This is a genomic window from Streptomyces sp. I05A-00742, assembly GCF_013055795.1.
Lineage (GTDB): Bacteria > Actinomycetota > Actinomycetes > Streptomycetales > Streptomycetaceae > Streptomyces.
In genome coordinates this window covers 21049-45749 of sequence record NZ_JABETO010000003.1, presented here as the reverse complement: position 1 = coordinate 45749, position 24701 = coordinate 21049, and the positions used below count along the sequence as shown (strand labels likewise).

Here is a 24701-nt window from a genome sequence, read left to right as displayed (position 1 = left end):
GATGATCTCGGTGAGGCGTGGCCGCCGGCGGGGGGTCGATCTGGAGGGCAGGGCAGCGGATGCAGGCGTGTTCGTGCTGGTAGGGGATTCCGTGCACATGCCGACGGAGAAGGCCCCGCACCGTCCGGTGCGGGGCCTTCGTGTGATCCGCCCCGGTGCCCCGCATCCGGTCGCAAGCCAGATCGCTGAAGCGTGCGCGCAGGGCCGCGTCGTGGGCCGGCCGTCAGTCGGAGACCCGCCCGGTGGGTATGCCGCGCGGGGCGGCAAGGCTTTCCCCGGACTACGCGCCTTCCAGCGCCGCCTGGGCCGGCGTCGGAGCCGTGCCGCCCAGGTGGGCGGGGACCCACCAGGTGTCGGCGGGGTTCTTCGGGTGGACGGGGTAGGCGCGCTGGGCGGCCTCCAGGAGTTCCTGGACGCGGGCGCGCAGGCGCTCGGTGACCTTCTCGGCCGGTTCGGCGGGGTCGGCCTCGACGGGGGCGCCGACCCGTATGGAGACGGGGATGTGGCTGCGGCCGAGGTCCCGCTTGCGGCCCTTGGTCCAGAGGCGCTGGGTGCCCCAGAGAGCCATCGGCAGCAGGGGGACGCCGGCCTCCTGGGCCAGCCGCGCCGCGCCGGACTTGAAGGTCTTCAGGGTGAAGGAGGTGGAGATCGTCGCTTCCGGGAAGACCCCGATGATCTCGCCCGAGCGCAGCGCGCCGAGGGCGTGCTTGTACGCGCCGAGCCCCGCGGAGCGGTCGACGGGTATGTGCTTCATCGCGCGCATGAGCGGCCCGGACACCTTGTGCCGGAAGACCGACTCCTTCGCCATGAACCGCACCAGCCGCTTGGCCGGCCGGGCGGCGAGCCCGCAGAAGAGGAAGTCGAGGTAGCCGATGTGGTTGCTCACCAGCACCGCCCCGCCGCGCTGCGGAACGTGTTCGGTGCCCTGGACGTCGAGGCGCAGATCGGCGGCCTTGAACATGGTGCGGACGGCACCGATCACCGGGGGGTAGACGAGCTCTGCCATATCGGAAATATCCTTCGGGGGCTGGGGAGTGTGCTCCCGTCGAGGTTACGCAGCCGTAGGGTGGCGGCTTCCGGCAGATCGTGCCCGAATGTCCGGCCTGTGGGCCAGTCACAGGCGGGTCTCCGCCGGGAGATCCTCATCACGTCGCCCGATATGCCGGGTACGGTCGGGCGGTAGCGATCGTTCCGGCGGGAATTCCCTCGGCGGAGGCGGCGCTGGACAGGGCGGTGCCACCGCGGGGGAGCGGGGCCGAAGCGGGAGGACGGGCGTGAGGGAAGAGCGACGAGAGGGCGTCGTGCGGCTGAGCGCCGCCGAACTCGGGGCGCAGCTGGGGGAGCGGGCCACCCTCGTGCAGTTCTCCAGCGCCTTCTGCCGCCCCTGCGCCGCCACCCGGCGAGTCCTGACGGACGTGGCGGCGATGGTCGAGGGCGTCACCCACGTCGAGATCGACGCCGAGTCGCGGCTCGGGCTCGTCCGGGCGCTGGACATCGCCGCGACCCCCACCGTCCTCGTCCTCGACGCGGACGGCCGCGTCGTGCGCCGAGCCGTCGGCGAGCCGCGCAAGGCGCACGTCATCGCCGCACTCGGAGCCGCGGTCGGCCCCGCGTGACGGAGATCACCGTGATCCGTCTCGCATCCGTCCGGCGGCCCTTGACTCCGCTCCTCGCCTCTCGTCAAGGTGACGCCATGTGGCCTGGACTTCTCTCGCAGTTAGACACGTACGTGGACGTTCCGGTAGTGGCCGGTGCGCGCTGTCCGAGCCCGTGAGTCACCGCGACCGCACCACTCCGGCTCGACCTGAAAGGGACAGTCCATGTCGGTCTCGCCCGAACTCCGCACCTTCCGCAGCACCGGCCCCGAGCTGCTGCGCTCGGTCTTCCGCCGGCACGCCGCCGGCGTCGCCGTGATCACCGCGCGGGGCGCACGCCCAGCCGGGTTCACCGCGACCTCCCTCACCTCCGTCGCCGCCGAGCCCCCGCTGGTCTCCTTCGGCGTCGGCACCGGATCCTCCAGCTGGCCCGTGATGGCCGAGGCCGAGTACGTCGGCGTGCACATACTCGGCGAACACCAGCGGGAGCTGGCCGCCGCCTTCGCCCGCAGCGGCGTCGACCGCTTCGCCGCCCCCACGCGCTGGCGCGCCGGCCCGGAGGGGGTGCCCCTGCTGGAAGGTGTCCTGGCGTGGCTGGTGTGCCGGGTGGTGGCCCGGGTGCCCGCCGGCGACCACCGCCTCGTCCTCGCGGAAGCGGTGGCCGGGGACGAGGCCGGGGCGGGCCTTCCCCTCCTCTACCACCAGGGACGCTTCAACGGTTTAAGGGACTGATACGTCCCGTCCCCGCGCGTTGGGCAGATCACAGTTCGACGGCCTTGCGCTCGGGGAACACGCTCGATGTACTGACGAGTAACATTCCGGTCGAGGCGGCACCCGTTCCGACCGGGATCCGCCCCCCGAAGGCGCCTATGCTGCCTGTCAAGGCAGCTACGAAGAGACGATGCAGTAGGAGAGCCGGCGTGAGCTTGAGGATCGTTGTCTGTGTGAAGTACGTGCCCGACGCCACCGGCGACCGGCACTTCGCCGAAGACCTGACCGTCGACCGCGACGACGTGGACGGCCTGCTCTCGGAGCTCGACGAGTACGCGGTCGAGCAGGCGCTGCAGATCGCCGACGAGGCGGATTCCGAAGACGCAGCGGAGATCACCGTGCTCACCGTCGGCCCCGAGGACGCCAAGGACGCGCTCCGCAAGGCGCTGTCCATGGGGGCGCACAAGGCCGTCCACGTCGAGGACGAGGACCTGCACGGCACCGACGCCCTGGGCACCTCCCTGGTGCTCGCCAAGGCCGTCGAGCACGTCGGCTACGACCTGGTCATCTGCGGCATGGCCTCCACCGACGGCGGCATGGGCGTGCTCCCGGCCCTCCTCGCCGAGCGCCTGGGCGTCCCGCAGGTTTCCCTGCTCTCCGAGGTCTCCGTCGACGGCACCACGGTCACCGGCCGCCGCGACGGCGACGCCGCGAGCGAGCAGCTGGAGGCCTCCCTCCCGGCCGTCGTCTCCGTCACCGACCAGTCGGGCGAGGCGCGTTACCCGTCCTTCAAGGGCATCATGGCCGCGAAGAAGAAGCCGGTGGAGTCCCTGGACCTCTCCGACCTCGGCATCGAGGCGGACGAGGTCGGCCTCGACGGCGCCTGGACCAAGGTGGACAGCGCCACCGAGCGTCCGGCCCGCACGGCCGGCACCATCGTCAAGGACGAGGGCGAGGGCGGCAAGCAGCTCGCCGAGTTCCTCGCGGGCCAGAAGTTCATCTGAGCCCGGCCCTTCCTCAACCGCCCTCACACTTCTCGCAGGAGAGCACGCCATGGCTGAAGTCCTCGTCTACGTAGACCACGTGGACGGTGCCGTCCGCAAGCCCACCCTCGAACTGCTGACCCTCGCCCGCCGCATCGGCGAGCCCGTCGCCGTGCACCTCGGCGCCGGCGCCGACGAGGCCGCGAAGGTGCTCGGCGAGCACGGCGCCGTCAAGGTGCTGACCGCCGACGCCGCCGAGTTCGCCGACTACCTCGTCGTGCCCAAGGTGGACGCGCTCCAGGCCGCGTACGACGCCGTCTCCCCGGCCGCCGTCCTCGTCCCGTCCTCCGCCGAGGGCAAGGAGATCGCGGCCCGCCTCGCCCTCCGTATCGGCGGCGGTCTCATCACCGACGCCGTGGACCTGGAGGCCGGTGACGAGGGCCCGGTGGCCACGCAGTCCGTCTTCGCGGCCTCGTACTCCACCAAGTCCCGCGTCACCAAGGGCACCCCGGTCATCACCGTCAAGCCCAACTCCGCCGCTCCCGAGGCCGCCCCGGCCGCGGGCACGGTCGAGCAGCTGTCCGTCACCTTCGGCAAGCTCGCGACCGGCACCAAGGTCGTCTCCCGCACTCCGCGCGAGTCGACCGGCCGCCCCGAGCTGACCGAGGCCGCGATCGTGGTCTCCGGTGGCCGCGGCGTCAACGGCGCCGAGAACTTCCCGCTGATCGAGGCCCTCGCGGACTCGCTCGGCGGCGCCGTCGGCGCCTCCCGCGCCGCCGTCGACGCCGGCTGGTACCCGCACACCAACCAGGTCGGCCAGACCGGCAAGTCGGTCTCCCCGCAGCTGTACATCGCGGCGGGCATCTCCGGCGCGATCCAGCACCGCGCCGGCATGCAGACCTCGAAGACGATCGTCGCCATCAACAAGGACGAGGAGGCGCCGATCTTCGAGCTGGTCGACTACGGCGTCGTCGGCGACCTCTTCCAGGTCGTCCCGCAGCTGACGGACGAGGTCAAGACCCGCAAGGGCTGATCCCCTCCCGAGAGCCGTACGGGCTCCCGCGCGCGACGGCGTGCGGGAGCCCGTTCTCGTTGTCGTGGCGGGGTGTTGACCGTCGGCCGGGGGCGCGGCTAGCTTCAACGAACTGTTGAACTCCTGGCGGCGGAACGGCGGGTGGGGTCCTGTGCACCGGAGCGTGGCGACGACCTTCGAGAGCGCGTTGACCGATCGTCTGACGGCGGGCCTCGCCGGGGTCGACGCCGACCTCGCGCGCCGCTACCCCGGAGACCCCGGCACGCGCCAGCCCGTCCACACCGTCTACGTCCCCGCCGACGCCTTCGCGGCGGACACCGTCCGTACGTGGGGCGAACGGGCCCTGGCCGCGCTCGACGCGCACGCGCCCGACGCGGGCGCGCTGGCCGCCGCCCTGGGGCTGCCGGATGAATCCGCCGTCGCCGTCCACGACCGCGTCCGGGCGAAGCTCGCCCACGAGCCGGTCGAGGACCTGCGGATCGACTTCGAGGACGGCTACGGCCGGCGCTCCGACGCGGAGGAGGACGAAGCGGCCGCCCGCGCGGCGGAGCTGGTGGCGGCGGCGGTGGCGGACGGCAGTGCCCCGCCGTTCGTCGGGATCCGCGCCAAGTCCATGGAAGCGGCCGTCCGGGACCGGGGCGTCCGCACGCTAGACGTCTTCCTCACGGGCCTGGTCACGGCCGGGGGCGGCGCCGGTCTGCCCGCCGGGCTGGTCCTCACGCTGCCCAAGGTCACCTACGCCGAGCAGGTCACGGCCATGGCGGAACTGGCCGGGGAGTTCGAGAAGGCCCACGGCCTGGAGGCGGGCCGGATCCGCTTCGAGGTCCAGATCGAGACCACCCAGGTGATCCTGGGAGCGGACGGGCGCGCCACGGTCGCCCGGCTGGTGGACGCGGGGGAGGGCCGGGTCTCCGCCCTGCACTACGGCACCTTCGACTACAGCGCGGCCTGCGGCGTCGCCCCCGCCCACCAGGCCCCCGACCACCCGGCGGCCGACCACGCCAAGGCCGTCATGCAGGTCGCGGTGGCCGGTACGGGCGTCCGGCTCTCGGACGGCTCGACGAACGTCCTGCCGGTGGGCACGAGCGCGCAGGTCCGTGCGGCCTGGCGCCATCACTACGCGCTGGTGCGCCGGTCGTTGACGCGCGCGTACTACCAGGGCTGGGACATGCACCCCGCCCACCTGCCGACCCGGTACGCGGCGGTCTACGGCTTCTGTCGCGAGGGTCTGGCGACGGCGGCGTCCCGGCTGCTCGCGTACACGGGCGGGGGCGGCGCGGGCGCCGGGAGCGGCGTCCTGGACGAGCCCGCGACGGCCCGCGCGCTCGCCGGGTACTTGCTGCGCGGGGTCGACTGCGGGGCGGTCGACGCGGCGGAGGTGGCGCGGCTCACGGGGCTGACGCGGGGGGAGTTGGAGGGAGTGGCGGGCCGGGTGCCCATCTCCGGAGGGTGAGGTCGCCGTCGGTGGCGGCGATCGTGGTGCCGAAGGCGGCCCGGGCTCCCCGGGGGAGGATCCGAACGCACTGCTCCGATCGGTTGACACCGATCGTGACGCACGGGGCGGAGCCGCTGTGGGCGCCGTGAGCGGCTCCGCCCCCAGGTCCTGCGGGACAGGTCCTACAGGAGGGCGTACGAACTCGCCCGGTCATTCATGGCATCCCCCACGTACGGCGTGGAGTCGCGGTACTCCTGGTGCGTACCGGTCTGGTGGGGATCGGCCCAGAGCTCGATCCAGCAGGCGACGGGGATGACCGAGCTGATGCTGTCGGCCCAGTCGGTGAACTCACCCGTGTAGTCACGGCCGTTGCCGCTCCGGCACGCGCCGCCGTTGAGGATGATGGACGTGCCGCCGAAGTTCCAGTGCTCGTAGAGGATGGCCAGTTCGGCGTTCAACCTGCCGCTCTCGGCGGAGGACTTGCGGAGTCTGTCCGCCAGCTTCCGGTCGTTGGCGGCGTCCTTGCCGGACAGGGGAGCGTCGGTGATCCGTCCCTCCGTGGAGGCGGCGATGGCCTCACGGAAGGTGCCGAAGCACCGGGTGGCTCCCGTACCGACGTTGACCAGGCAGCTCTTCTCCTTGGACACGGGCTCGGGCCGGGCCTGTGCGGTGGCGGTCCCGGCGGCCAGGACCAGTAGGCCGGCCCCGGCTGTGATGGCGATTCGTGTCGCACGGGAACTCATGGGCAACTCCCAGATTCGTGGACGTTCTGCCAACAACCGGGATCCTCTCCTCCATGTCAGGTATATACCAAGATGCTTCCCGGCCAGTTGAATCCTGCACCGCCACCGCCACCGCTACTGCTACCGCCGGCCGCCTACCGTCTGCTGTCGGCCTGACGGTCGGGCCTCACTTCAGGTGCCGGGCGAAGAACCGGGCACCGGCGTCGAGTTCGAACTGCGGAACGCCGGTGTGCCCGCCCGGATTGGCGTGCAGGGTCTTCTCCTTGGAGCCGAAGGCGTCGAACAGGTCCAGGGCCACCTGCCGGTCGTTCCCCTCGTCGTCCCACTGCAGCAGGACCTGCAGCGGAATGGTGACCTGGCGGGCCTCCCCGAACATGGCGGCGGGCACAAAACTCCCGGCGAAGAAACCGGCGGCCACGATGCGCGGCTCGACCACCGCCAGCCGGACGCCGATGGAGATCACTCCCCCCTCGTACCCGACCGGGCCGCCGATCTCGGGCAGCGACAGGAGGGCGTCCAGGGCGGTCTGCCATTCCGGGACCGACTTTTCGACCAGCGGGAGGATGAGGGCGTCGACGATCTCGTCGCCGACCGGCTCGCCGGCCTCCATCGCCCGGCGCAAGTCGGCGCGGGCCTGCTCGGCTGCGGCCCAACGAGGCCGTTCCCCGCTCCCGGGAAGCTCGATGGTGGCCGCGGCGAAGCCGTACTCCGCCGCGTAGTACCGGGCCCGTCCCGCCAGCCGGGGGTACAGCTTGCGCAGTCCGAGGGGCGGGGGGCTGATCAGGATCAGCGGCGCCGGTGCGGGTACGGACGTGGGCGTCCACAGCATGCCGGGGATCCCGCCGAGGGTGAATTCGCGTTCGAGGACGCCGTCGTCGAGGCGCTCTACGGAAGTGAATCGCATGGTCGTGCCTTTCGGGAGTGCTCGTGAACGGCGCTCCCGGACGACCTATCGCCCGACCGTGACCCCGAAGGGGAGCACCCATGTCGATACTGCGTTCACGGGTACCACCTCCTCGTTCTCTCGCACGGCCTCCGGAAAAGTAGCAGTGGGCGCCGTGGTCCGCCAACGGGTTTTCGCGGAGGCTCCGTGGCCGGATGCCACGGAGCCGGACCACTGTGCAGTGCTGCTTGGCGCTCCCTCGCGGCTTCCCGAAGGGAAGGCCGGGACAGCGGGCTCCCGGGCTGTGGCCCTTGAAGCGCCGGCCCATGGCGATCTCAACGGGCAGCCTAGGTCCTGCCCAGGCGATTCTGCCGGACCTGGTGCCGCCGCATCCGGCCGTGCTTCTCGGTCGCCCGTCGAAAGCTGTGAGCCACGTCTGCGAAGGGCATGTCCTTCAACACGTCTGCCGGTACCGACGCGTAGTCCTCGCCGAACTCGGTGCGGAACTCGTGCTCGAAGAGCAGGCCCAATCGGTAGTACTCACCGACGAAATTCACGTCCGGCAGTCTGAAGTCGTCCGGAACACGCAAGCCGAGCCGGACCAGCGCGAATCTCAGGAAGTCCACCACGCTGGGAATGGTCACCTCATAGATCTCGTCCAGGCTGGGCACGGAGGCGGCAGCGGGAGGCTCGTTCCACGTCACGGAGCGTGCGGACACGCGGCTGTCCTTCATCAGAACCGCCTGGACGACGGCGGCGCAGTATTCGTCCTCGAATCGGAAGGTGACCGGCCACGCCCTGTCGATCAGGAGAACATGCAGGAGGTCATGTTTCAGAACCCTGTCTTTCACTGTCCCGCACGGCAGGAAGTACGTGATGTCGAACGCGGGCAGGGCTCCCATCGACGATGTCAGCACGTCGAGAACGCTCGGTGTCGATTCCGCCATGGGGACAGGAAAGGGGGGCCTCGCCGCAAGCGTCAAGGTCCCATTCGGGTGGACCAGGGCCGGGGCCGGGTGGGGAGGAACAGCGTGCCAATGCGGCGGTGGCCTCTTGTACTCGCTGCGGGCCACCCGTCCGGCCGTCCGGCCGTCCCGCCGTGGACGACGGGGACGGCCATGGACGACGGGACGGCCGTGGACGATGGGACGGCCGCGCCCTCGCCGTCAGGCGCCGTGGACGACCCGGCCGTCGAAGACGGTCATCGCCACCGGGACACCGGCGATACCGTCCGGGTCCGTGGTGCGCAGGTTGCCGTCGAGCAGGCACAGGTCGGCCACCTTGCCCGGGGTCACGGATCCCTTCCAGGACTCGGCGGAGTCCTGCCAGGCGCCCGCGGTGGTGTAGGCGGCCAACGCCTGGTCGAGGGTCAGGCGCTGGCCGGGGCCGTGCACCTCGCCGCAGCTGCCGCGCCGGGTGACCAGGGCCTGGACGCCCGCGCGCCAGTTCGGCGAGTTGACGGGGGTGTCCGAACTGCCGAGGAACGGCACGCCGGCGTCGACCGCCGAGCGCCACGGCAGGAAGTTCTCGCCCGCCGGACCCTGCGCCGCGCCGTGGATCGCGTGCGACCAGCTCTGCGCCTGCGGCCCGAGGCCGATCCGGTGCCTGGCCATCGTCGGGAGGAGGTCCGCGGTGACGAACGCGCCGTGCATCGCGATGTGCCGGGGGTCGGGGCGCGGGTGGCGGCGCATCGCGGCGACGAAGCCGTCCACGACGGTGGAGGTCCACTTGTAGCAGTGCACGCCCACCTGGTAGCCGGCGGCGTGGGCGACGCGGATCATCTCGGCCAGCTCGGCGGCCCGTTCCTCGTTGGTGTTCCCTTCGACCAGCAGGTCACCGCCGCTGTCGGAGAACAGCTTCACGCCGCGCACGGCGAACCGCCGGGGGTCGAGGCCCGTCGGCGGCGTGAACTCGCGCAGCGCCTTGCCGACGGCGGCGGCCGATCCGCCCGACTGCGAGCAGGGCAGGAAGAGCGCGTTCACGCGCGCGTCGAGGGCCCCGGCCCGGGCCAGGTCCACGTAGGCCGCGAGGGTTTCGGGCCCCTGCGTTCCGCCGCCGAGTCCATCGCCGCCGGGCCCGAGGCCCGGATCGGTGTAGCTGGTGATGCCCTCGGCGTGGAGGCGGCCGACCGCGTCCTGGATGGCCTGCTTCCGCTGGTCCCGGCTCCAGGAGGGGAGCAGGAGCTGGACCAGCGCCTGGCCCCCGTAGTGGAGCAGCCCGGTGGGCCGTCCGGCGGCGTCGTAGTCGACCCCCGGCTTCCGGGGCCCGTCGGGACCGGCGTCGGTGATCCCGGCGAGTTCCAGGGCACGGGAGTTGACCGCGCTGGCGTGGTAGCCGTTGTCCTGGAGGAAGACCGGATGGTCCGGCGCCGCCCGGTCCAGGTCGTCCCGGTTCGGTTCCCGCTGCTCGGCGAGCCGGAAGCGGTTCCACCCGGCGCCGCGGATCCACTGCCCCTTGGGGACGCGCTTGGCCTCGGCGGCCACCGCGGCGACGATGTCGGCGACGGACTTCACGGAGCCCGCGCCGAGGTCGAGCGCGTACGGCGGGAGGTTCAGCCGGTAGACGGCGGCGTGCAGATGGGTGTCGTTGATGCCGGGGAGCAGGGTCCGGCCGCGCAGGTTCACCGTCTCGGTGCCGCTCCCGGCGAAGGCGCGGACCTCGGCGTCGCCGCCCACGCACACGATCCGGCCCGCCCGGACGGCCACGGCCGACGCTCTCGGCCGTCTTGGGTCCATCGTCATGACGTCGCCGTTGTGGAACACCAGGTCCGCGCGCCCGGATTCGGCGGCGACGGCCTGCCCTGCGCCGGGCAGTAAGGAGGCGGCGGGGAGTATGGAGGCGGCGGCGACGGCGCCGGCCAGGCGGCCGACGTCCCGGCGGGAGATCGCCGAGGACAGACGTCCGTTGGATGCGGACACGTGAGGGTCCTCTCGTTCGTGGTGCGGTGGAAGGTATGTGGTGCGGTGGAAGGTTCGTGGTGCGGCGGAAGGTTCGCGATGCGTGAAAGGCGGCGCCGAGTCGCGGCCGCGCGGGGGCAGTGTGAGGGAAGGGAGGCAGGGGCGATCGGAGGATCCGTCGGCGACGGGAGTCGCGTCAAGTGCCGGAATGGATGGTTGAGTCGGTTGTGGCCAACCCTTCACGTCCCGGGGGAGCCGGACGTGGACGGCCGTTCACCCTCCCGGGGCCGTGGCGCGGCGCCGGACCGGGCCGTGCCCGCGGATGCCGGCGGCCTGTCCCCAGGCGTTGCCGGCGCGCTCGCCGGCGGCCTTCCGGTTGCCCGCTTCCCGCTGCCGCTTCCCGCTTCCTGCCTCCCGAGAGGAGGTCCTCCGGCTCGCCTCACACCAGGCGTCGAGATCGCGGGCGGCGCTCAGTCGGCACTCGGAACGCCGCGCTTCCCGGGGCGCCGCAGCCGCCGTCCCCGGCGGAGGACGCGGCCGCGTCCTGACCACGGACGCCGGACGGGCTCCGTGCCCGCACGACCGCCGGGCTTCTGTGCCCGCACGCACCGCCGAGCCGGGGCCGTCGGCGCACGCCGGTCCCGGCGGCGGTGCGCGCGCCCCGGCTCCCGCACGCTGATTGCGCCGCGGGCCCCGGTGACGGGAGAGCATCGTCGCTGATGCGCGCGCCCGGCGCTGCGCGCTCCCTCGCACTTCCGCGCTCCCTTGCCCGAAAAGTGATGGTCTCAAAAGCTGCCCTTGACGGCCCGCGGCAGTTCGTGACCGTCGGCAGCCGTCATCGAGCCTCGGGGGGACGGATGACACAGGAATCGCATGGCGAATCGCCGCAGATGCCGCAGCACAGGCGCTGGGGGATCTTCATCTCCTACCGTCGCGCGGACTCGGCGCCTTCCACTGGGCGGCTCGCGGCGGACCTGCGCGGGTACTTCGGGAAGAACCGGGTCTACCTCGACATCGACTCGAACACGTCCGCCCAGAACTACATATCCCAGCTGAACGACGCCCTCGCGGCCTCACGGGCGGTGATCGCCGTTCTGGGGCCGCAGTGGCTGGACGCCCGGGGTCCGGACGGCCGACGGCGGCTCGACGTCCCGGAGGACCTGGTCCGCGTGGAGCTGGAGACGGCCCTGCGGAACGGCATCGCCCTGGTTCCCGTCCTCGTCCAAGGCGCGACGATGCCTCCCGCGCATCTGCTGCCGCCCTCCCTCAAGACGATGACGTATCTCCAGGCCGTCAGGCTGGCCACGGAAGACTGGGCCTACGACTTCGGGCGTCTCCTGGAGACGCTTGAGGCCCACGCGGTCGTCCCGGCCTCCGGGCCGGACGCGGATCCGGCCGAGGAGTTCACGGTCCTCACCACGAAGCGTTACGAACGGACCGTCCAGGCGACCAGGCGCCGGGCGTTCGACGCCCTGACGGGGGCCGTCGAGCTGCTGCACTATCCGGTCGAGGAGTCCAGCCCGGAGGCAGCGCAAGTGATCTTCCATGCCCGGCGCGGCCGGCCGGTCACGGCCAAGGTGATCGACGCGGGTCCCGGCCGGTCGACCGTGGTCCTGGAGCTGCCCACGGTCAGGACGGGAGTGGCTGTCGCCGCGACGACCGCGATGGCCCCGGCCACGATGGGGATGTCCTTCGCGAGCCTGCCGGCCCTGTGGGCCTGGCAGCGTCGCTTCGCGCGCGGCTTTTTCGACAACGTCGAGGGGGTGCTGGCGGGGCGGGGCGTCGGCGAGGATTCGTCGCTGCTTCCCGGAATCCATGCCTGGCGCAACCGCAAGCGCGAACTGTGACGCCGGGCCTTCCTCAGGCAAAACGCCCATCTTGACATGCAGCTAAATGGCTGCCTACGGTAGAGGCAACCAAATGGCTGCATGTCGAGGTGGGGATGGACGAGATCTTCAAGGCGCTGGCCGATCCCAGCCGCCGTCGGCTGCTGGACAGCCTGAACGCCCGCAACGGGCAGACGCTGCGGGAGCTGTGCGCCGGACTGGACATGACCCGGCAGTCGGTCAGCAAGCATCTGGCCCTGCTGGAGGCGGCCCATCTGGTCACCACGGCCCGGAGGGGCCGGGAGAAGCTGCACTACCTCAACGCCGAGCCGATCAACGCCATCGCCGACCGCTGGATCAGCCGGTACGACCGCGGGCGGGCGCACGCGCTCGCCGATCTCAAGAGAGCACTGGAGGAACCCGCCATGGAGAGCGGAGCGTTCGTTTACACGACCTACATCAGAACCACCCCGGAACGGCTCTGGAAGGCGCTGACCGAACCGGAGTTCACCCGCCGCTACTGGGGGCTGGAGTTCGCTTCGGACTGGACGAAGGGGTCGGCCGTGGTCTGGGAACAGGGCGGGGCCCGCATCACCGACCCGGAACAGGTCGTCCTCGACTCGGACCCCTTCCGCCGCCTGTCCTACACCTGGCACACCTTCACCCCGGAATGGGCAGGGGCCGTCGGGGTGGACGAGGAACTCCGCCGCCGGATCGCCGGCGAACGCCGGTCCAAGGTGACGTTCGAGATCGAACCCCTCGGCGAGACCGTCAAGCTGACCGTTGTGCACGACGGCTTCGAGCCCGGCAGTACCGTCCTGGAGATGATCCACGAAGGCTGGCCGCTCGTACTCTCCGGCCTCAAGTCCCTGCTGGAGACCGGCGACCCGCTCCCCGGAACCGCCGCCGATGCCGCGCACGCCGACGACTGACATCGCGTATATCGCGTATATCGCGTACGGACGGCGCGCGGGGCAGGCACGGGGGTGGTGGGAGGTGTGGGCAGGGCCCGTTACGCGTCACCACCCTGGCGTACGTACGCCGTCGAAGCGAAAGCGGTGGTGAAACGGCACTTCTTGTAGAGGCGTTCCGCGTCCGAGTCCGCCTCCACCTGGAGCGTCAGCCGGATGTCGCCCTGCCGTCGGGCATCGTGCCGGATCACGTCCAGCAGGAGCGTGGCGAAGCCCCGTCCCCGGTGCGACGGGACGGTGGTGACCGCGTAGATGCCGCACACTCCGTCCGAGCGCACGGTGAGGCTCACGGCGACCGGCTCGCCCCGGTCGCGCAGCAGGTAGAACGTCTGGGACGGGTCGCGGTACTGACGCAGGGCTGTTTCTGGAAGCGCCCTCACCCACCAGTCGCGCGACGGGAGATCCGGGGGAATGAATCCCTCCGTCTGCACGCCGGAGAACGCCAGGGCGTCCTCGTCCGTCGCGACCACCGAAACGGAGACCCCGTCCGGGAGGTGCGGGCTTCCGGACGGGGTGACGGTTTCGGACGGTGCGACGGGGGCCTCCATATAGCGCAGCTCCTCCTCCGGGGAGAACCCGGAGGAGAGGAGACGTTCATGCCAGGAGTCCCCGCCCCGGGGCTCCCCGCTCCAGGGGAAGGTACGTACTTCGGTGACGTGCTCCGGTATCGCCAAGTCCGCCCACAGCGGCGCCCAGAACGACAGGAAGTCGGCCTTTCCGGTCAACTCGACGGCCGTGTCCGTCACGTGCAGGGATCCTCGCTGGGTGCCGAGGAACGCGAGGTGGTTCTCCATGAGCTCGAAGTGCGGTGTCAGCCTGCGAGCGTTGGTGCTGTCCATCGGGTCACCGTAGTCATCGGCCGCCGACGGCTCGGGGTGGCGGGCGGCCTCGGCCGCCGGGTATGTCAGGTCACCGGATTCCCGCAGGTCCATTTCGGGCCAGACCCTGTGGAGGGATGCGCTGTTGCTCAGCCGGACATCTGGCTGTTCGTCGCTCCGGTGCGGTCTGCTCGGCGGGCGGCGGCGATCCTGGTGACGGCCTCCGTGAGGACGTCCGGCGAGCAGCCGAAGTTCAGTCTGGCGAAGCCGGCGCCGGAGGGCCCGTACCGCAGGCCCGAGTTGAGCGCAACGCGGGCGTCACTGAGGACGCGTTCCGCCGGGTCCTCGCCCCAGTCGAGGGCACGGAAGTCCACCCAGGCCAGGAAGCCGGCCTCCGGGCGCCGGCAGTGGACACCGGGGAGCAGGTCGGTCAGGAGCTCGTCCAGCAGCTTCCGGTTGTGGTCCAGGGCATCCAGCACCCCGTCCAGCCAGGGCCCTCCCTCCTCGAACGCGGCCACCGTCGCCAGCACCCCGAAGTGCCCGGTGCGGTACAGCGAATGCGGTGACAGGCGGTCGACGATCCGCTTCGGGGCCGGATCCGCGGTGACCACGGTGGCCGCCTTGAGCCCGGCCAGGTTCCAGCCCTTGCTTGCCGACAGGAACGAGAAGCCCCAGCGGCGGGCCTCCTCCGACACGTCCAGGAACGGGACGAACTCCGCGCCCGGCAGGACGAGCGGGGCGTGGATCTCGTCGGAGAGCACGTACACGCCGTACCGGTCGGCCAGCCGGGCCACGGTGGCCAGCTCCTCGCGCCCGTGCACCCGGCCGACGGGATTGTGCGGGTTGCAGAGCAGGTACGCCACCGCCTGATCGGCGAACGCCCGCTCCAGCGCCTCCGGATCGAGCCGCGGCCCCTCCGGACCGTCGGCCAGCGGAGCCTCGACCACCTGCCCACCGACCTCCCGCACCCACCACGCGAACGGCTCGTACACCGGCGGACTGACGACCACTCTGTCCCCCGGCGCGACGATCCGGCGCAGCACCTCGACGACGGCCATCCCGACGTCGACCACCGTCCGCACATGCTCGACGTCGACCTCCCAGCCCCAGGACCGCCGGGCATAGCCGCTGACCGCCCGCGCCAGTTCCGGCGTCGGCGCCGCGTACCCCGTATCCGACCGGTCGACCGCCTCATGCAACGCCCGCGCCACCGGCTCCGCCAGCGGAAAGTCCATCTCCGCCACCGGCAGGGGCAGCACGTCGTCGTCGAACGTCCGCCACTTGGCGCTCCGCCGCTTCCGCAGCTCGGGGAGGGGCGGGATCGAGAGATGGCCCATGGCGGGGCCTCCTGAATCTTCCGTGGAACGATGGACCCGCCGGACGAGCCACTGCCGTCCGGCACACCCATGATCAGCACCCCCCTCCCCCCACCGCTTCCGGCAAAGGGCCACCCTGTACCGGAAACCCGCCAGGGCGGGCGGTGGCGGGGCGCGCCGCCCCGGTGCGGCAGGGAGCGCGACGAAGTGAGTACTGGTACTCATGCGCTACCTCGCGCTGAGGTGTATCAGTGTGACAGGTTGATTTCACCGAGTGATATGAGACGTGAGACGGAGGCGCGAGTCGCGACTCCGGATCGGCATCGTGCGTCGTGCGGAGACACGGGAGGACATGGCGGTGGGACAGCGGTTATCCGAGGAATGGGAGCGTGCTTTTTGTCCGGAACGGTCAGACCATGGCAAGGATTCAGCTTCGCCGAGCTTGCCGCCGCACAGTGGCCGCTTGAATCTGGCCTCAGCTGCTTCCGCAGGGGCCGCCGAGGGTGGGGGTGACACGTACAAGGCCAGCCCGTCGCCATGGAGGTCGGCGTCCGGCGTGGCCGGCGGGTTGCGGCGAGACGTCGATGCGGCGATGAAGGAGCTCGACCAGGCTGTTGAAGGGCTGAAGGGTGCGGTCGACGGGCTCTCCAGTGGGTCCGCTCTGATGATTCTCCGGGAAGGCTGGAACGAGCGGCTCGGCGGCGTGCGGGGCTACTGCGCACACCTTGAGGGAGCGATGAAAAAGGTCGCGGTGGATATCCATGAGAACGAGGTCCAGACCGAGAAGTCGTTCAGGCGCTGAGAGGTCACCATGGTGTCGATGGAGCAGCTCCAGAATGTGGACACAGCCAAGCTGAAGGCGACGGCCAAAGGCTGGGGAGCCGTCAGCAGACGATCCGGCGAGGCAACCCGGCGGGTGGACAACGGCATGGTGGCTCAGGTCCGTGATACTCAGAAGAGTGAAGCGGGTAATGCCGCAGTGGAGTCGGCTGGGTTACTCAGTCGCAACTTCCAGTATATTCGCGCTGAATGCGGGCTGATCGAGACAGCGATCAATGGGCTGGCCGATGAACTGGCGGGCCCTCAGAGGAAGCTGAAGCAAGCCCTTGAACATGCGAAGGGGCTGAACTTCACAGTTCACCCGGATGGGTCGGTAGATTATCCCAGGGCGTCGGTTGCTGACGTCCCGGCCCCGGTCCGGCAAGCACCTGCTCGTCCGGGGCAGTTCGTCATACCGGTCGGCCCTGTCAATCCGTTGGCGGCCAAGGCCCGAGAGGTGGCCGACACCATAGCCGATGCGCTCAAGGAAGCCGCCGAAATAGACGCGCGATACGCCAAAGCTCTGCTCAAGCTCACTACGAGCGGTGACATTCGTAAAACGGACTGGCTTGACGTAGCGCAGGACATGAAGGATGTCCGATCGGCGGCACGGCGGGTGTCGGAATCGGACATCCCCAAGGGTAAGAGCCCCCGAGACAATGCCGCTTGGTGGAAAAATCTGTCGCAGACCGAGCGGGACGAGTACAAGGCGCTGTACCCCGCCGGTATCGGGGCGCTTGACGGTCTCCCGGCCATCGATCGGGACGACGCGAACCGTGTCGTGCTCGCTGAGTCGCGTGCATCGACCATGAAGGAACTGGAAGAACTGAAGCGCCATGAGCCGAAGCAAGGCCCTCCCGAGCTCAACCAGATCACTGGGCTGCCAGTCCAGGGCAAGGAGAGCGAGTGGTCCAAGTGGAACCGCAGGAAGGAGGCGCTGGAGGGCAGGATCAAGGGGATTAAATCGATCCAGCGGCGTTTTGACGAGACCGGGACCCGAGGCCTGCCGGAGGCATACCTGATGGCCTTCGACGACCGGGGGCTGGGGCGCGCAGTCGTGGCGAGCGGCAACCCGGACACGGCGCAGCACACGGCCGTCTACGTGCCTGGCACCTCGTCGCGTTTCAGTGCCGTCGGTAAAGAAGTGGACCGGATGAGTGAGTTGTGGCGCCAGTCACACACGCTTGCGGACGGAGAATCTGTGTCGACCATCGCATGGGTGGGATATGACGCCCCCAGGAGCGCCATGCCCTTCGACAAGGGTGACTTCTTCCCAGAAGCCATGTCCAAGGCGTACGCCCGCGGGGCAGCGGACGACCTGAGCGGTTTCCTCGACGGAGTGCAGACTGCGCAAGGAGGACCGGAGAAGAGCCATACCACGGTGATGGGCCACAGCTACGGATCCACGGCCATCGGTGCAACCTCCTTGAAACACCATCTGGGAGCCGACGACATCATTGCTGTGGCCAGTCCGGGCATGCTGGTGCGCAGCGCTGACGAACTGGGCGCGCCTCACGGGCATGTGTGGTCGGAAGCCGCTTCGATAGGCAAGGACCAGGTTCCGGCAGGAGGGAAGCTGGTGGATCTTGGTGGCCCGATGGGAGGGCTTGTTCCGTCGGACAGAGAGTTCGGTGCCAATATCATGCAGACGGATGCGCATGATCACGGCTCTTATTTCGACAAGGACTCGCTGAGCTTGAGGAACATGGCAGCTGTGGTCACCGGAAACTATGAAGAGGTGAAGCGTGACTGACCCGGTTTCCCGCACCGGGCGTGCCACTCGTCGGAGCTTCATCCTGTACTCAGGGATCCTGCTGTTGTGTCTATTGGGGTGTGGTGTGACGAAGGGCGAAGGCGAGGAGCGTCCTGTGGAGATCCAGTCGGTTGGTGTATCAACAGCGCAGGCCAAGGAGCTCTCCAGTCAGGTGCTGGACATCATCGGCCTGAAGGGGGAGCTGACGGACGTGCCGCCGGGAGCGTCCCGGAGTGAACAGGAACCGGAACGGCTGTACCGGATCACGCACCCCTGGTCTCTTTCGGGAGCTCCTGAGGCTGATATGGAGCGTGCCATGCAACGGCTCAGGGAACAGCTGCCCCGGCATCGTTGGAAGGTCCTTGAGTACGGACCTGGAAAGAGCAAGGCAGGGTACCTGGAACTGACCGCGAATTCCGAGAAGTACAAGTTTTCGGTGAACGTCATGTTCAAGGATGCGCGGAAGCCGGGTGCTGTTGAGGCGAGTCTGAACAAGACATCGGCCTTGCGGGTCAGCCTGGTCTCCGCGTACTTCCGTACTCCGGAGGGGGAGCATCCGTAGCTCCGGACGCGGTCCTAATCCTCGGCGGGCCGCAGTTCTCCCGACCCCCGCGCGATCAGCCGCGTCGGCAACTCGACGCGGCGGGCGTCCGCGCCGTAGCCGTCGAGGCGCTGGAAGAGGAGTTCGGCGGCGGTGCGGCCGAGGCGGGCCGGGTCCTGGGCGATGACGGTGACGGCGGGGGAGAGGAGGTCGGCGAGTTCGAGGTCGTCGAAGCCGACGAGGGCGACGGGGCGGGGGAGTTCGGCGAGGACGCGTACGGCGGTGGCGGTGACGCGGTTGTTGCCGGTGAAGAGGGCGGTGACCGGGGCGGGGCCGGAGAGCATGCGCTCGATCTCGGCGCGGACGCGCTGGGGGGTGGTGGGGCCGAGGGAGGTCCAGGCGTCGTGCACCGGCAGGGCGGCGGCGTCCATCGCGGCGCGGTAGCCGCGGAGCCGCTCGGTCGCGGTGTGGATGCGGGGCTGGTCGCCGATGAAGCCGATGCGGCGGTGGCCGTGGGCGATGAGGTGGGCCACGCCCTCGCGGGCGCCGCCCGCGTGGTCGGAGAGGACCGTGTCGGCGGCTATCAGCCCGGCGGGACGGTCGACGAAGACGGTGGCCACGCCCGCCGCCATCTCCGGTTCCAGGTAGCGGTGGTCGGCGCCGGCCGGGATGACGACCAGTCCGTCGACGCGGCGGGCGCAGAGCGCGAGGGCGAGTTCGCGCTCCCGCTCGGGGTCCTCGGCGCTTGAGCCGTTGATGAGCAGCGCGCCGTGGTCGCGCGCGACCTCCTCGACGGCGCGGTTGAGCGGGGCGTAGAACGGGTCCGCGAGGTCCTCCAGGACGAGCCCGACCGACGAGGTCCTGCCCTTGCGCAGCACGCGGGCGCTGTCGTTGCGGCGGAAGCCCAGGGCGGCGATGGCCTCCCGCACGCGGCGTTCGGTCTCCGCGGTGACGCCCGGCTCGCCGTTCACCACCCGGGACACCGTCTTGAGTCCGACGCCGGCGCGCGTCGCCACGTCCTTCATGGTCGGCCGGGTTCCGTAGCGGGGGCGCGGGTTGCGGGCGGTGTCGGGCACGTGGCGCGTCCTTCGTGTGCGGGGTGCGTCGATCGAGCATAGGCCCTGGACAACGTTGTCAACAGTGGCGGAGACTGGCGGGAAAGCGACGGTCGGCCGCTCGGGGCCGGCCCGCGCCGCGAGTGGAGCAGGAGAGATCGTTCCCCATGCCGTCCCCCATGCCCTCCCTCACGCACACCGAACCGGGCGATCTCGTCGCCGCTCTCGACATCGGCGGCACCAAGATCGCCGGCGCGCTGGTGGACGCCGGCGGACAGCTCCTCGTCCGGACCCGGCGGCGGACCCCGGCGGAGGACGACGGGACGGTGGTGATGGGCGCGGTGGCGGAGGTGCTGGCCGAACTCACCTCCTCCGCCGACTGGTCACGGGTACGGGCCGTGGGCATCGGCAGCGCCGGGCCCGTGGACGCCTCACGCGGTACGGTCAGCCCCGTCAACGTGCCGGGCTGGCGTGGCTTTCCGCTGGTGGCCGAGGTGGGCCGACGGGCAGGCGGGCTGCCCGTGGTGCTCGTCGGCGACGGCGTCGCGATGACCGCGGCCGAGCACTGGCTGGGCGCGGCCCAGGGGCACGCCAACGCCCTGTGCATGGTCGTGTCCACCGGGGTGGGCGGCGGTCTGGTGCTCGGCGGTCGACTGCATCCAGGCCCCACGGGCAACGCCGGTCACATCGGTCACATCAGCGTCGATCTCGACGGCGACCCCTGCCCCTGCGGCGCCCGGGGCTGCGTCGAGCGCATCGCCAGCGGGCCCAACATCGCCCGCCGGGCCCTCGAATCCGGCTGGCGGCCCGGTCCCGACGGCGACTCCGGCGCCGCGGGCGTCGCCCTCGCGGCGCGGGCCGGTGATCCCCTGGCCCTCGCCTCGTTCGCGCGGGCCGCCCGGGCGCTCGCGGCCGGTATCGCCGCGACGGCCGTCCTCACCGAGATCGACGTCGCGGTGGTGGGCGGCGGTGTCGCGGGCGCCGGGGATGTTCTCTTCGCGCCCCTCCGCCAATACCTGCGCGAATACGCGACGTTGTCGTTCGCCGCCGGCGTGGAGGTCCTCCCGGCCCGGCTGGGCGGGGACGCCGGACTGGTGGGCGCGGCAGCGGCCGCGGCGGAGGAACTGGGGGTGTGGGGCGCGTCGGTGGGGAGATGAGGCCGTCTCGCCCCGCGCGGCTCCTGCCGAATGCGGCTCGTGTCGCATGCGGCCTCGTGTCGGATGCGGCTCGTGCCGCATGCGGCCGAGGGGGCCGGCGTGAAGGGCGGGTTTCGACCCGGACCGGGCGGGAATCCGTATCGTCCGGCGCGCGGTGCGGGTGGTGAACGCCCGCTGCCGTTCCGGGAGCGTGTGCGGTTGTCGCGAACGGCGAACGGCGAACGGCGAACGTCCGGTGCGCCCCCGCGCCGCCGCCGCGCCGCGCACGAGTCGGTGGGAGGAGGAGCGGGCGCCCGGCGCCGCTGCCCTGGGGCCCCATCCCGCTCGTACACCCTTCCGTGGCAAGGTGTTCCGGGCATCGCAAGGGGGCCGTCCGGAGGAGGGGGAACCGTGATCGTCTGGCTGAACGGTGCATTCAGTGGGGGAAAGACCAGCACCGCCAAGGAACTGACCGGGCTCATGCCGGACAGTCATCTCTACGACCCCGAGATCGTCGGCGGGGCGCTGCACCACCTCCTGCCGCCCGGGAGGATGGGCGAGGTCGAGGACTTCCAGGACCTGCCGATCTGGCGGCGCCTGGTGGCCGACACGGCGGCGGCGCTGCTCGCCGAGGTGGGCGGGGTGCTCGTCGTCCCCATGACGCTGTTGCGGCAGGAGTACCGCGACGAGATCTTCGGGACGCTGGCCACCCGTCGGATCCCGGTCCGGCACATCCTCCTGACCTGCGATGAAACGATACTGCGCAAACGGATCGACGGACGGGTGGAGGACCCCGCCGACCCCGTCCGCAACGAGGCCGTCCGGCAGTGGGCCCGTGACCACGTCGACGCCTACCGGGAGGCGTTGACCTGGCTGCGCGACGACGCGTTCACCGTCGACACCGGCCGGCTGACCCCGCGCGAGGTCGCCGAACGGGTCGACGAGGCCGTGCGCGACGGCAGCGCCGGGCCGTGCCAGATCATCGACACCCCCGAGCCGAAGGCCGAGACGCTGGCCGCCGGGGTGCTGCTCTTCGACGAACACGACCGGGTGCTGCTGGTCGACCCCACCTACAAACCCGGCTGGGAGTTCCCCGGCGGCATCGTCGAGCCGGGCGAGGCGCCCGCGCGGGCCGGCATGCGCGAGGTCGCCGAGGAGATCGGCATCGAACTCCCCGACGTCCCCCGGCTGTTGGTCGTCGACTGGGAGCCGCCCCGGCCCCCCGGTTTCGGCGGCCTCCGCCTCCTCTTCGACGGCGGACGGCTCACCGAGGCCGAGGCCCGCCGCCTCCTGCTGCCGGGCGCCGAACTGCGCGGCTGGCGGTTCGTCACCGAGGACGAGGCCGGCGCCCTCCTGCCGCCGGTGCGGCTCAACCGCCTCCGCTGGGCCCTGCGCGCCCGGGAACGCGGCTGCCCGCTCAACTTGGAGGCAGGCGTTCCGGTGGGGTGACGGAGACGGGTCCTGGGCGCCCGCGCCGGACGCGACCCCGCCCGCCGCAGCGCTGCGGCGGGCGGTCCGTGCCCATTGCCTCCGGTGTGCTGAGGGCGGGCAAGGCCGGGAGCCGGGAGCCGGACCGGGCGGCACGGCTCCCGCGACCTCGCGGACGACCGCCTGACGACGCCCTGACGACGCCCTGACGACGTCCCGACGACGTCCTGACGACGTCCTGACGACACCCTGACGACGTCCCCAAAGCCCCCATCCGGCTGCCCGGAGCTCAGTGACCGAGCACGGTCAGGTCCAGCTGCCCCAGGCGCTCGGGCCCGGTGAGGATGTCGAGGGCGACGATCCTGTCCCGCACGATGGTGAAGGCCAGGACCGAGAAGGGCTTCCCGTCCACCGTCGCGACGATGCCCGCGGCGCCGTTGACCAGGGCCGGGCGCGCCGTCCCCGCGGCCTTGGCGAACATCGAGGCCTGCCGGGCCACCGCCTCCGCGCCCCGTACGACGGTGAACGGACGCAGCGAACCGCTGTCCGACCGCGCCACCACGTCCGGGTCGAGGACGGCCACGAGCGCGTCGAAGTCGCCACCGCGCGCGGCGGCGAGGAAGGCGTCGACGACCCGGCGCTGCTGGGCGAGGTCAGGGTCGGGGACCGGAGCCGACCCCTGCACCCGGCGGCGCGCGCGGCTGGCGAGCTGCCGGGCCGCGGCCGGCGTACGCCCCACGACCGGGGCGATCTCGTCGAACGGTACGGCGAACATGTCGTGCAGCACGAACGCGAGCCGCTCCGCGGGAGCCAGCGACTCCAGCACCACGAGCAGGGCCAGACCGACCGAGTCCGCCAGCAGCGCCTCGTGCTCGGGATCGACGCCGTCCTCGCTGCTGATGATCGGGTCGGGCAGCCGCAGCCCGTCCTCCATCGCCTCCTCGCGCCGTGCGGTACGGCTGCGCAGCATGTCGAGGCAGACCCGGCCGACCACCGTGGTCAGCCAGCCGCCCAGGTTCACCACCTCGTCCGTCTCCGAGCGGCTGAGCCTGAGCCAGGCCTCCTGCACCGCGTCCTCGGCCTCGCTGAGTGAGCCCAGCATCCGGTAGGCCACCGCGCGCAGGTGTGACCGGCTTTCCTCGAAGCGCTCCGCCAGGAACTCGGTGTCGTTCGTGCTGTTCATCGGGTGCCTCCGAGGAAGCCCCGCCCTTCAGGGCGGGGAGGAATCGGACTCCTGCGGAGCAGGGCAACGAGCTGCGATTCGCCCCCAGGGCGGACCGCAGTGCTCTGACCCGCAGGTTTGATCTTAAGCCGCAGGGCGGCTAGTTTGTGAGCGTGCCCACGACATGGGTGAAGCGGGCGTTCAAGTACCGCTTCTATCCGACCGATGCGCAGGCGGCTGAGCTGTCGCGCACGTTCGGGTGTGTGCGGAAGGTCTACAACCTGGCACTCGCCGCCCGTAGCGGCCTGGGCGCAGCGCCAGGAGCGGGTCAACTACAACGCCACCTCGGCGATGCTGACCGTGTGGAAGAAGACCGAGGAACTGGCCTACCTTTCTGAGGTGTCGTCGGTTCCGTTGCAGCAGACGCTGAGGCACTTGCAGGGGGCGTTCACCAACTTTTTCGGCATGCGGGCCAAGTACCCGACGTTCAAGAGCCGGAAGAAGTCGCGGAAGTCCGCCGAGTACACCACCTCCGGATTCCGCTTCCGTGATGGCAGCCTGACCCTCGCGAAGATGGCCGGTCCACTGGACATTGTGTGGTCCCGGCCCCTCCCCGAGGGGGCTGCGCCGTCCACCGTGACTGTGTCGCAGGACGCGGCGGGGCGCTGGTTCGTCTCGATGCTGTGCGACGACATTCCCGTGCCCATGCCCGTGACCGCGAAGGCTGTGGGTATCGACGTCGGTATCACCAGTCTGGTGACGCTCTCCACCGGGGAGAAGGTCACCAACCCGAAGTCCGAGCGCAAGGACCGTGCCCGTCTGGCGAAGGCTCAGCGGAACCTTTCGCGCAAGGCCCGGGGCGACGGAGCCAACCGGGCCAAAGCTCGGCGCAAGGTGGCCAGGGTCCATGCCCGGATCGCCGACCGCAGGCGGGACTTCCTGCACAAGCTGACCACTCGACTCGTTCGTGAAAACCAAACGATCGTGATCGAGGACCTGACCGTACGCAACATGGTCAAGAACCACTCGCTCGCCCGAGCCATCTCGGACGCGAGCTGGACCGAGATGCGGTCCATGCTGGAGTACAAGGCGGGCTGGTACGGGCGTGAGGTGATCGCCGTGGACCGGTGGTTCCCCTCGTCCAAGCTGTGCTCCGTGTGCGGCACCTTGCAGAGCGAGATGCCGTTGAACGTCCGCACCTGGACGTGCGACTGCGGGACGACCCACGACCGGGACGTGAACGCGGCGAGGAACATTCTGGCCGAGGGGCTCTCGGTGTCTGTCTGTGGAGCTGGTGTAAGACCTCAACGGAGTACTCCGGGCGGGCAGTCGGCGACGAAGCAGAAAACCCCACGGCGCGAGCCGTAGGAATCCCCTTCCTTTAGGAGGGGGAGGATGTCAATCCTTGCCGTTCTGCTCGGGTGTGTCGTGTCGGGATGGGTCGTGCGGTCTCGTTCCGTGCGACGAATCGCTCAGAACACTGACGGTTCGGACAGTGTGCGTGTGACAGGCGGCAGCGCGAACGTGGGCTCGGTCACACGGCAGGGCGCGTCGGCGCGCGCCTCATCCCGGAGAGAAATGGTCACTCTGTATAAC

General features: G+C 70.7%; 21 protein-coding genes and 1 pseudogene. 13 read left to right on the top strand and 9 right to left on the bottom strand.

The window, feature by feature from the left end; translation table 11 throughout:
• Positions 1–280: 280 nt before the first annotated feature.
• The gene (locus HN013_RS03635) at positions 281–1006 is read right to left on the bottom strand and encodes a 1-acyl-sn-glycerol-3-phosphate acyltransferase (protein ID WP_171162879.1); all 726 of its coding nucleotides are present in this window, start codon (positions 1004–1006) and stop codon (positions 281–283) included.
• Between the two features lie 88 nt (positions 1007–1094).
• Between HN013_RS03635 and HN013_RS32635 the strand changes: the two genes are divergently transcribed.
• The 5 genes from HN013_RS32635 (at position 1095) to HN013_RS03610 (ending at position 5775) form a co-directional block, all read left to right on the top strand.
• The gene (locus tag HN013_RS32635; protein WP_171162876.1) at positions 1095–1616 is read left to right on the top strand and encodes a thioredoxin family protein; all 522 of its coding nucleotides are present in this window, start codon (positions 1095–1097) and stop codon (positions 1614–1616) included.
• Positions 1617–1820: 204 nt separating this feature from the next.
• Positions 1821–2327, top strand: a complete 507-nt coding sequence (locus HN013_RS03625; RefSeq protein WP_171162874.1) for a flavin reductase family protein — start codon at positions 1821–1823, stop codon at positions 2325–2327.
• Between the two features lie 188 nt (positions 2328–2515).
• Positions 2516–3310, top strand: coding sequence for an electron transfer flavoprotein subunit beta/FixA family protein (locus tag HN013_RS03620; RefSeq protein ID WP_171162872.1), 795 nt, complete (start codon positions 2516–2518; stop codon positions 3308–3310).
• A gap of 49 nt (positions 3311–3359) precedes the next feature.
• A complete protein-coding gene (locus tag HN013_RS03615) occupies positions 3360–4322 on the top strand; it encodes an electron transfer flavoprotein subunit alpha/FixB family protein (RefSeq protein WP_171162870.1) in 963 nt (320 codons plus the stop codon).
• Positions 4323–4473: 151 nt separating this feature from the next.
• Entirely contained in the window at positions 4474–5775 is a 1302-nt protein-coding gene (locus tag HN013_RS03610; RefSeq protein WP_171162869.1) for a DUF6986 family protein, read from the top strand.
• Between the two features lie 164 nt (positions 5776–5939).
• On the opposite strand, the gene HN013_RS03605 is transcribed toward HN013_RS03610, so the two are convergent.
• The 4 genes from HN013_RS03605 to HN013_RS03590 all read right to left on the bottom strand — a co-directional run bounded on the left by HN013_RS03605 (position 5940) and on the right by HN013_RS03590 (position 10301).
• Complete coding sequence (locus tag HN013_RS03605) at positions 5940–6500, bottom strand: hypothetical protein (protein ID WP_171162867.1); 561 nt, start codon at positions 6498–6500, stop codon at positions 5940–5942.
• A gap of 166 nt (positions 6501–6666) precedes the next feature.
• Positions 6667–7404, bottom strand: coding sequence for an alpha/beta hydrolase (locus HN013_RS03600; RefSeq protein WP_171162865.1), 738 nt, complete (start codon positions 7402–7404; stop codon positions 6667–6669).
• A gap of 326 nt (positions 7405–7730) precedes the next feature.
• A complete protein-coding gene (locus tag HN013_RS03595) occupies positions 7731–8330 on the bottom strand; it encodes a hypothetical protein (protein WP_171162863.1) in 600 nt (199 codons plus the stop codon).
• Between the two features lie 219 nt (positions 8331–8549).
• Positions 8550–10301 carry an amidohydrolase gene (locus HN013_RS03590; RefSeq protein ID WP_312018487.1) on the bottom strand — a complete coding sequence of 584 codons (1752 nt, stop codon included), beginning with the start codon at positions 10299–10301 and terminating at the stop codon, positions 8550–8552.
• Positions 10302–11170: 869 nt separating this feature from the next.
• Here HN013_RS03590 and HN013_RS03585 point away from each other — a divergent pair.
• Entirely contained in the window at positions 11171–12127 is a 957-nt protein-coding gene (locus HN013_RS03585) for a toll/interleukin-1 receptor domain-containing protein (RefSeq protein ID WP_171162861.1), read from the top strand.
• 95 nt (positions 12128–12222) lie between these two features.
• Positions 12223–13038 (top strand): metalloregulator ArsR/SmtB family transcription factor, encoded by an 816-nt coding sequence (locus HN013_RS03580; RefSeq protein ID WP_171162859.1) that lies wholly within the window; start codon positions 12223–12225, stop codon positions 13036–13038.
• Between the two features lie 80 nt (positions 13039–13118).
• Here the strand turns inward: HN013_RS03580 and HN013_RS03575 are convergent, their stop codons facing one another.
• Both HN013_RS03575 and HN013_RS03570 read right to left on the bottom strand, forming a co-directional pair.
• Positions 13119–13916: a GNAT family N-acetyltransferase gene (locus HN013_RS03575; protein WP_171162857.1), complete on the bottom strand. Its 798-nt coding sequence runs from the start codon at positions 13914–13916 to the stop codon at positions 13119–13121.
• A 128-nt stretch (positions 13917–14044) separates the two neighbouring features.
• Positions 14045–15232 carry a MalY/PatB family protein gene (locus tag HN013_RS03570; protein WP_171162855.1) on the bottom strand — a complete coding sequence of 396 codons (1188 nt, stop codon included), beginning with the start codon at positions 15230–15232 and terminating at the stop codon, positions 14045–14047.
• A 571-nt stretch (positions 15233–15803) separates the two neighbouring features.
• Between HN013_RS03570 and HN013_RS03565 the strand changes: the two genes are divergently transcribed.
• From HN013_RS03565 to HN013_RS03555, 3 genes are read left to right on the top strand one after another with little or no spacing between them, the layout of a single operon-like run.
• Positions 15804–16013: a hypothetical protein gene (locus HN013_RS03565; protein WP_171162853.1), complete on the top strand. Its 210-nt coding sequence runs from the start codon at positions 15804–15806 to the stop codon at positions 16011–16013.
• Positions 16014–16031: 18 nt separating this feature from the next.
• Positions 16032–17783: an alpha/beta hydrolase gene (locus tag HN013_RS03560; RefSeq protein WP_171162851.1), complete on the top strand. Its 1752-nt coding sequence runs from the start codon at positions 16032–16034 to the stop codon at positions 17781–17783.
• Positions 17776–18345, top strand: a complete 570-nt coding sequence (locus HN013_RS03555; RefSeq protein ID WP_171162810.1) for a hypothetical protein — start codon at positions 17776–17778, stop codon at positions 18343–18345. The genes HN013_RS03560 and HN013_RS03555 overlap by 8 nt, the downstream gene beginning before the upstream one ends.
• A 14-nt stretch (positions 18346–18359) precedes the next feature.
• Here HN013_RS03555 and HN013_RS03550 read toward each other — a convergent pair whose 3' ends face one another.
• Positions 18360–19349, bottom strand: a complete 990-nt coding sequence (locus tag HN013_RS03550) for a LacI family DNA-binding transcriptional regulator (RefSeq protein ID WP_212763939.1) — start codon at positions 19347–19349, stop codon at positions 18360–18362.
• A gap of 197 nt (positions 19350–19546) precedes the next feature.
• On the opposite strand from HN013_RS03550, the gene HN013_RS03545 reads away from it, so the two are divergent.
• On the top strand, positions 19547–20536 hold the full coding sequence (locus HN013_RS03545) for an ROK family protein (protein ID WP_171162848.1): 990 nt from the start codon (positions 19547–19549) through the stop codon (positions 20534–20536).
• Positions 20537–20926: 390 nt separating this feature from the next.
• Positions 20927–21964, top strand: a complete 1038-nt coding sequence (locus HN013_RS03540; protein WP_171162846.1) for an NUDIX domain-containing protein — start codon at positions 20927–20929, stop codon at positions 21962–21964.
• A gap of 268 nt (positions 21965–22232) precedes the next feature.
• Here the strand turns inward: HN013_RS03540 and sigJ are convergent, their stop codons facing one another.
• Positions 22233–23126, bottom strand: a complete 894-nt coding sequence (sigJ, locus tag HN013_RS03535) for an RNA polymerase sigma factor SigJ (protein ID WP_171162845.1) — start codon at positions 23124–23126, stop codon at positions 22233–22235.
• A 146-nt stretch (positions 23127–23272) separates the two neighbouring features.
• On the opposite strand from sigJ, the pseudogene HN013_RS03530 reads away from it, so the two are divergent.
• Positions 23273–24473, top strand: a pseudogene (locus HN013_RS03530) (RNA-guided endonuclease InsQ/TnpB family protein).
• The last annotated feature ends 228 nt before the right edge of the window (positions 24474–24701 follow it).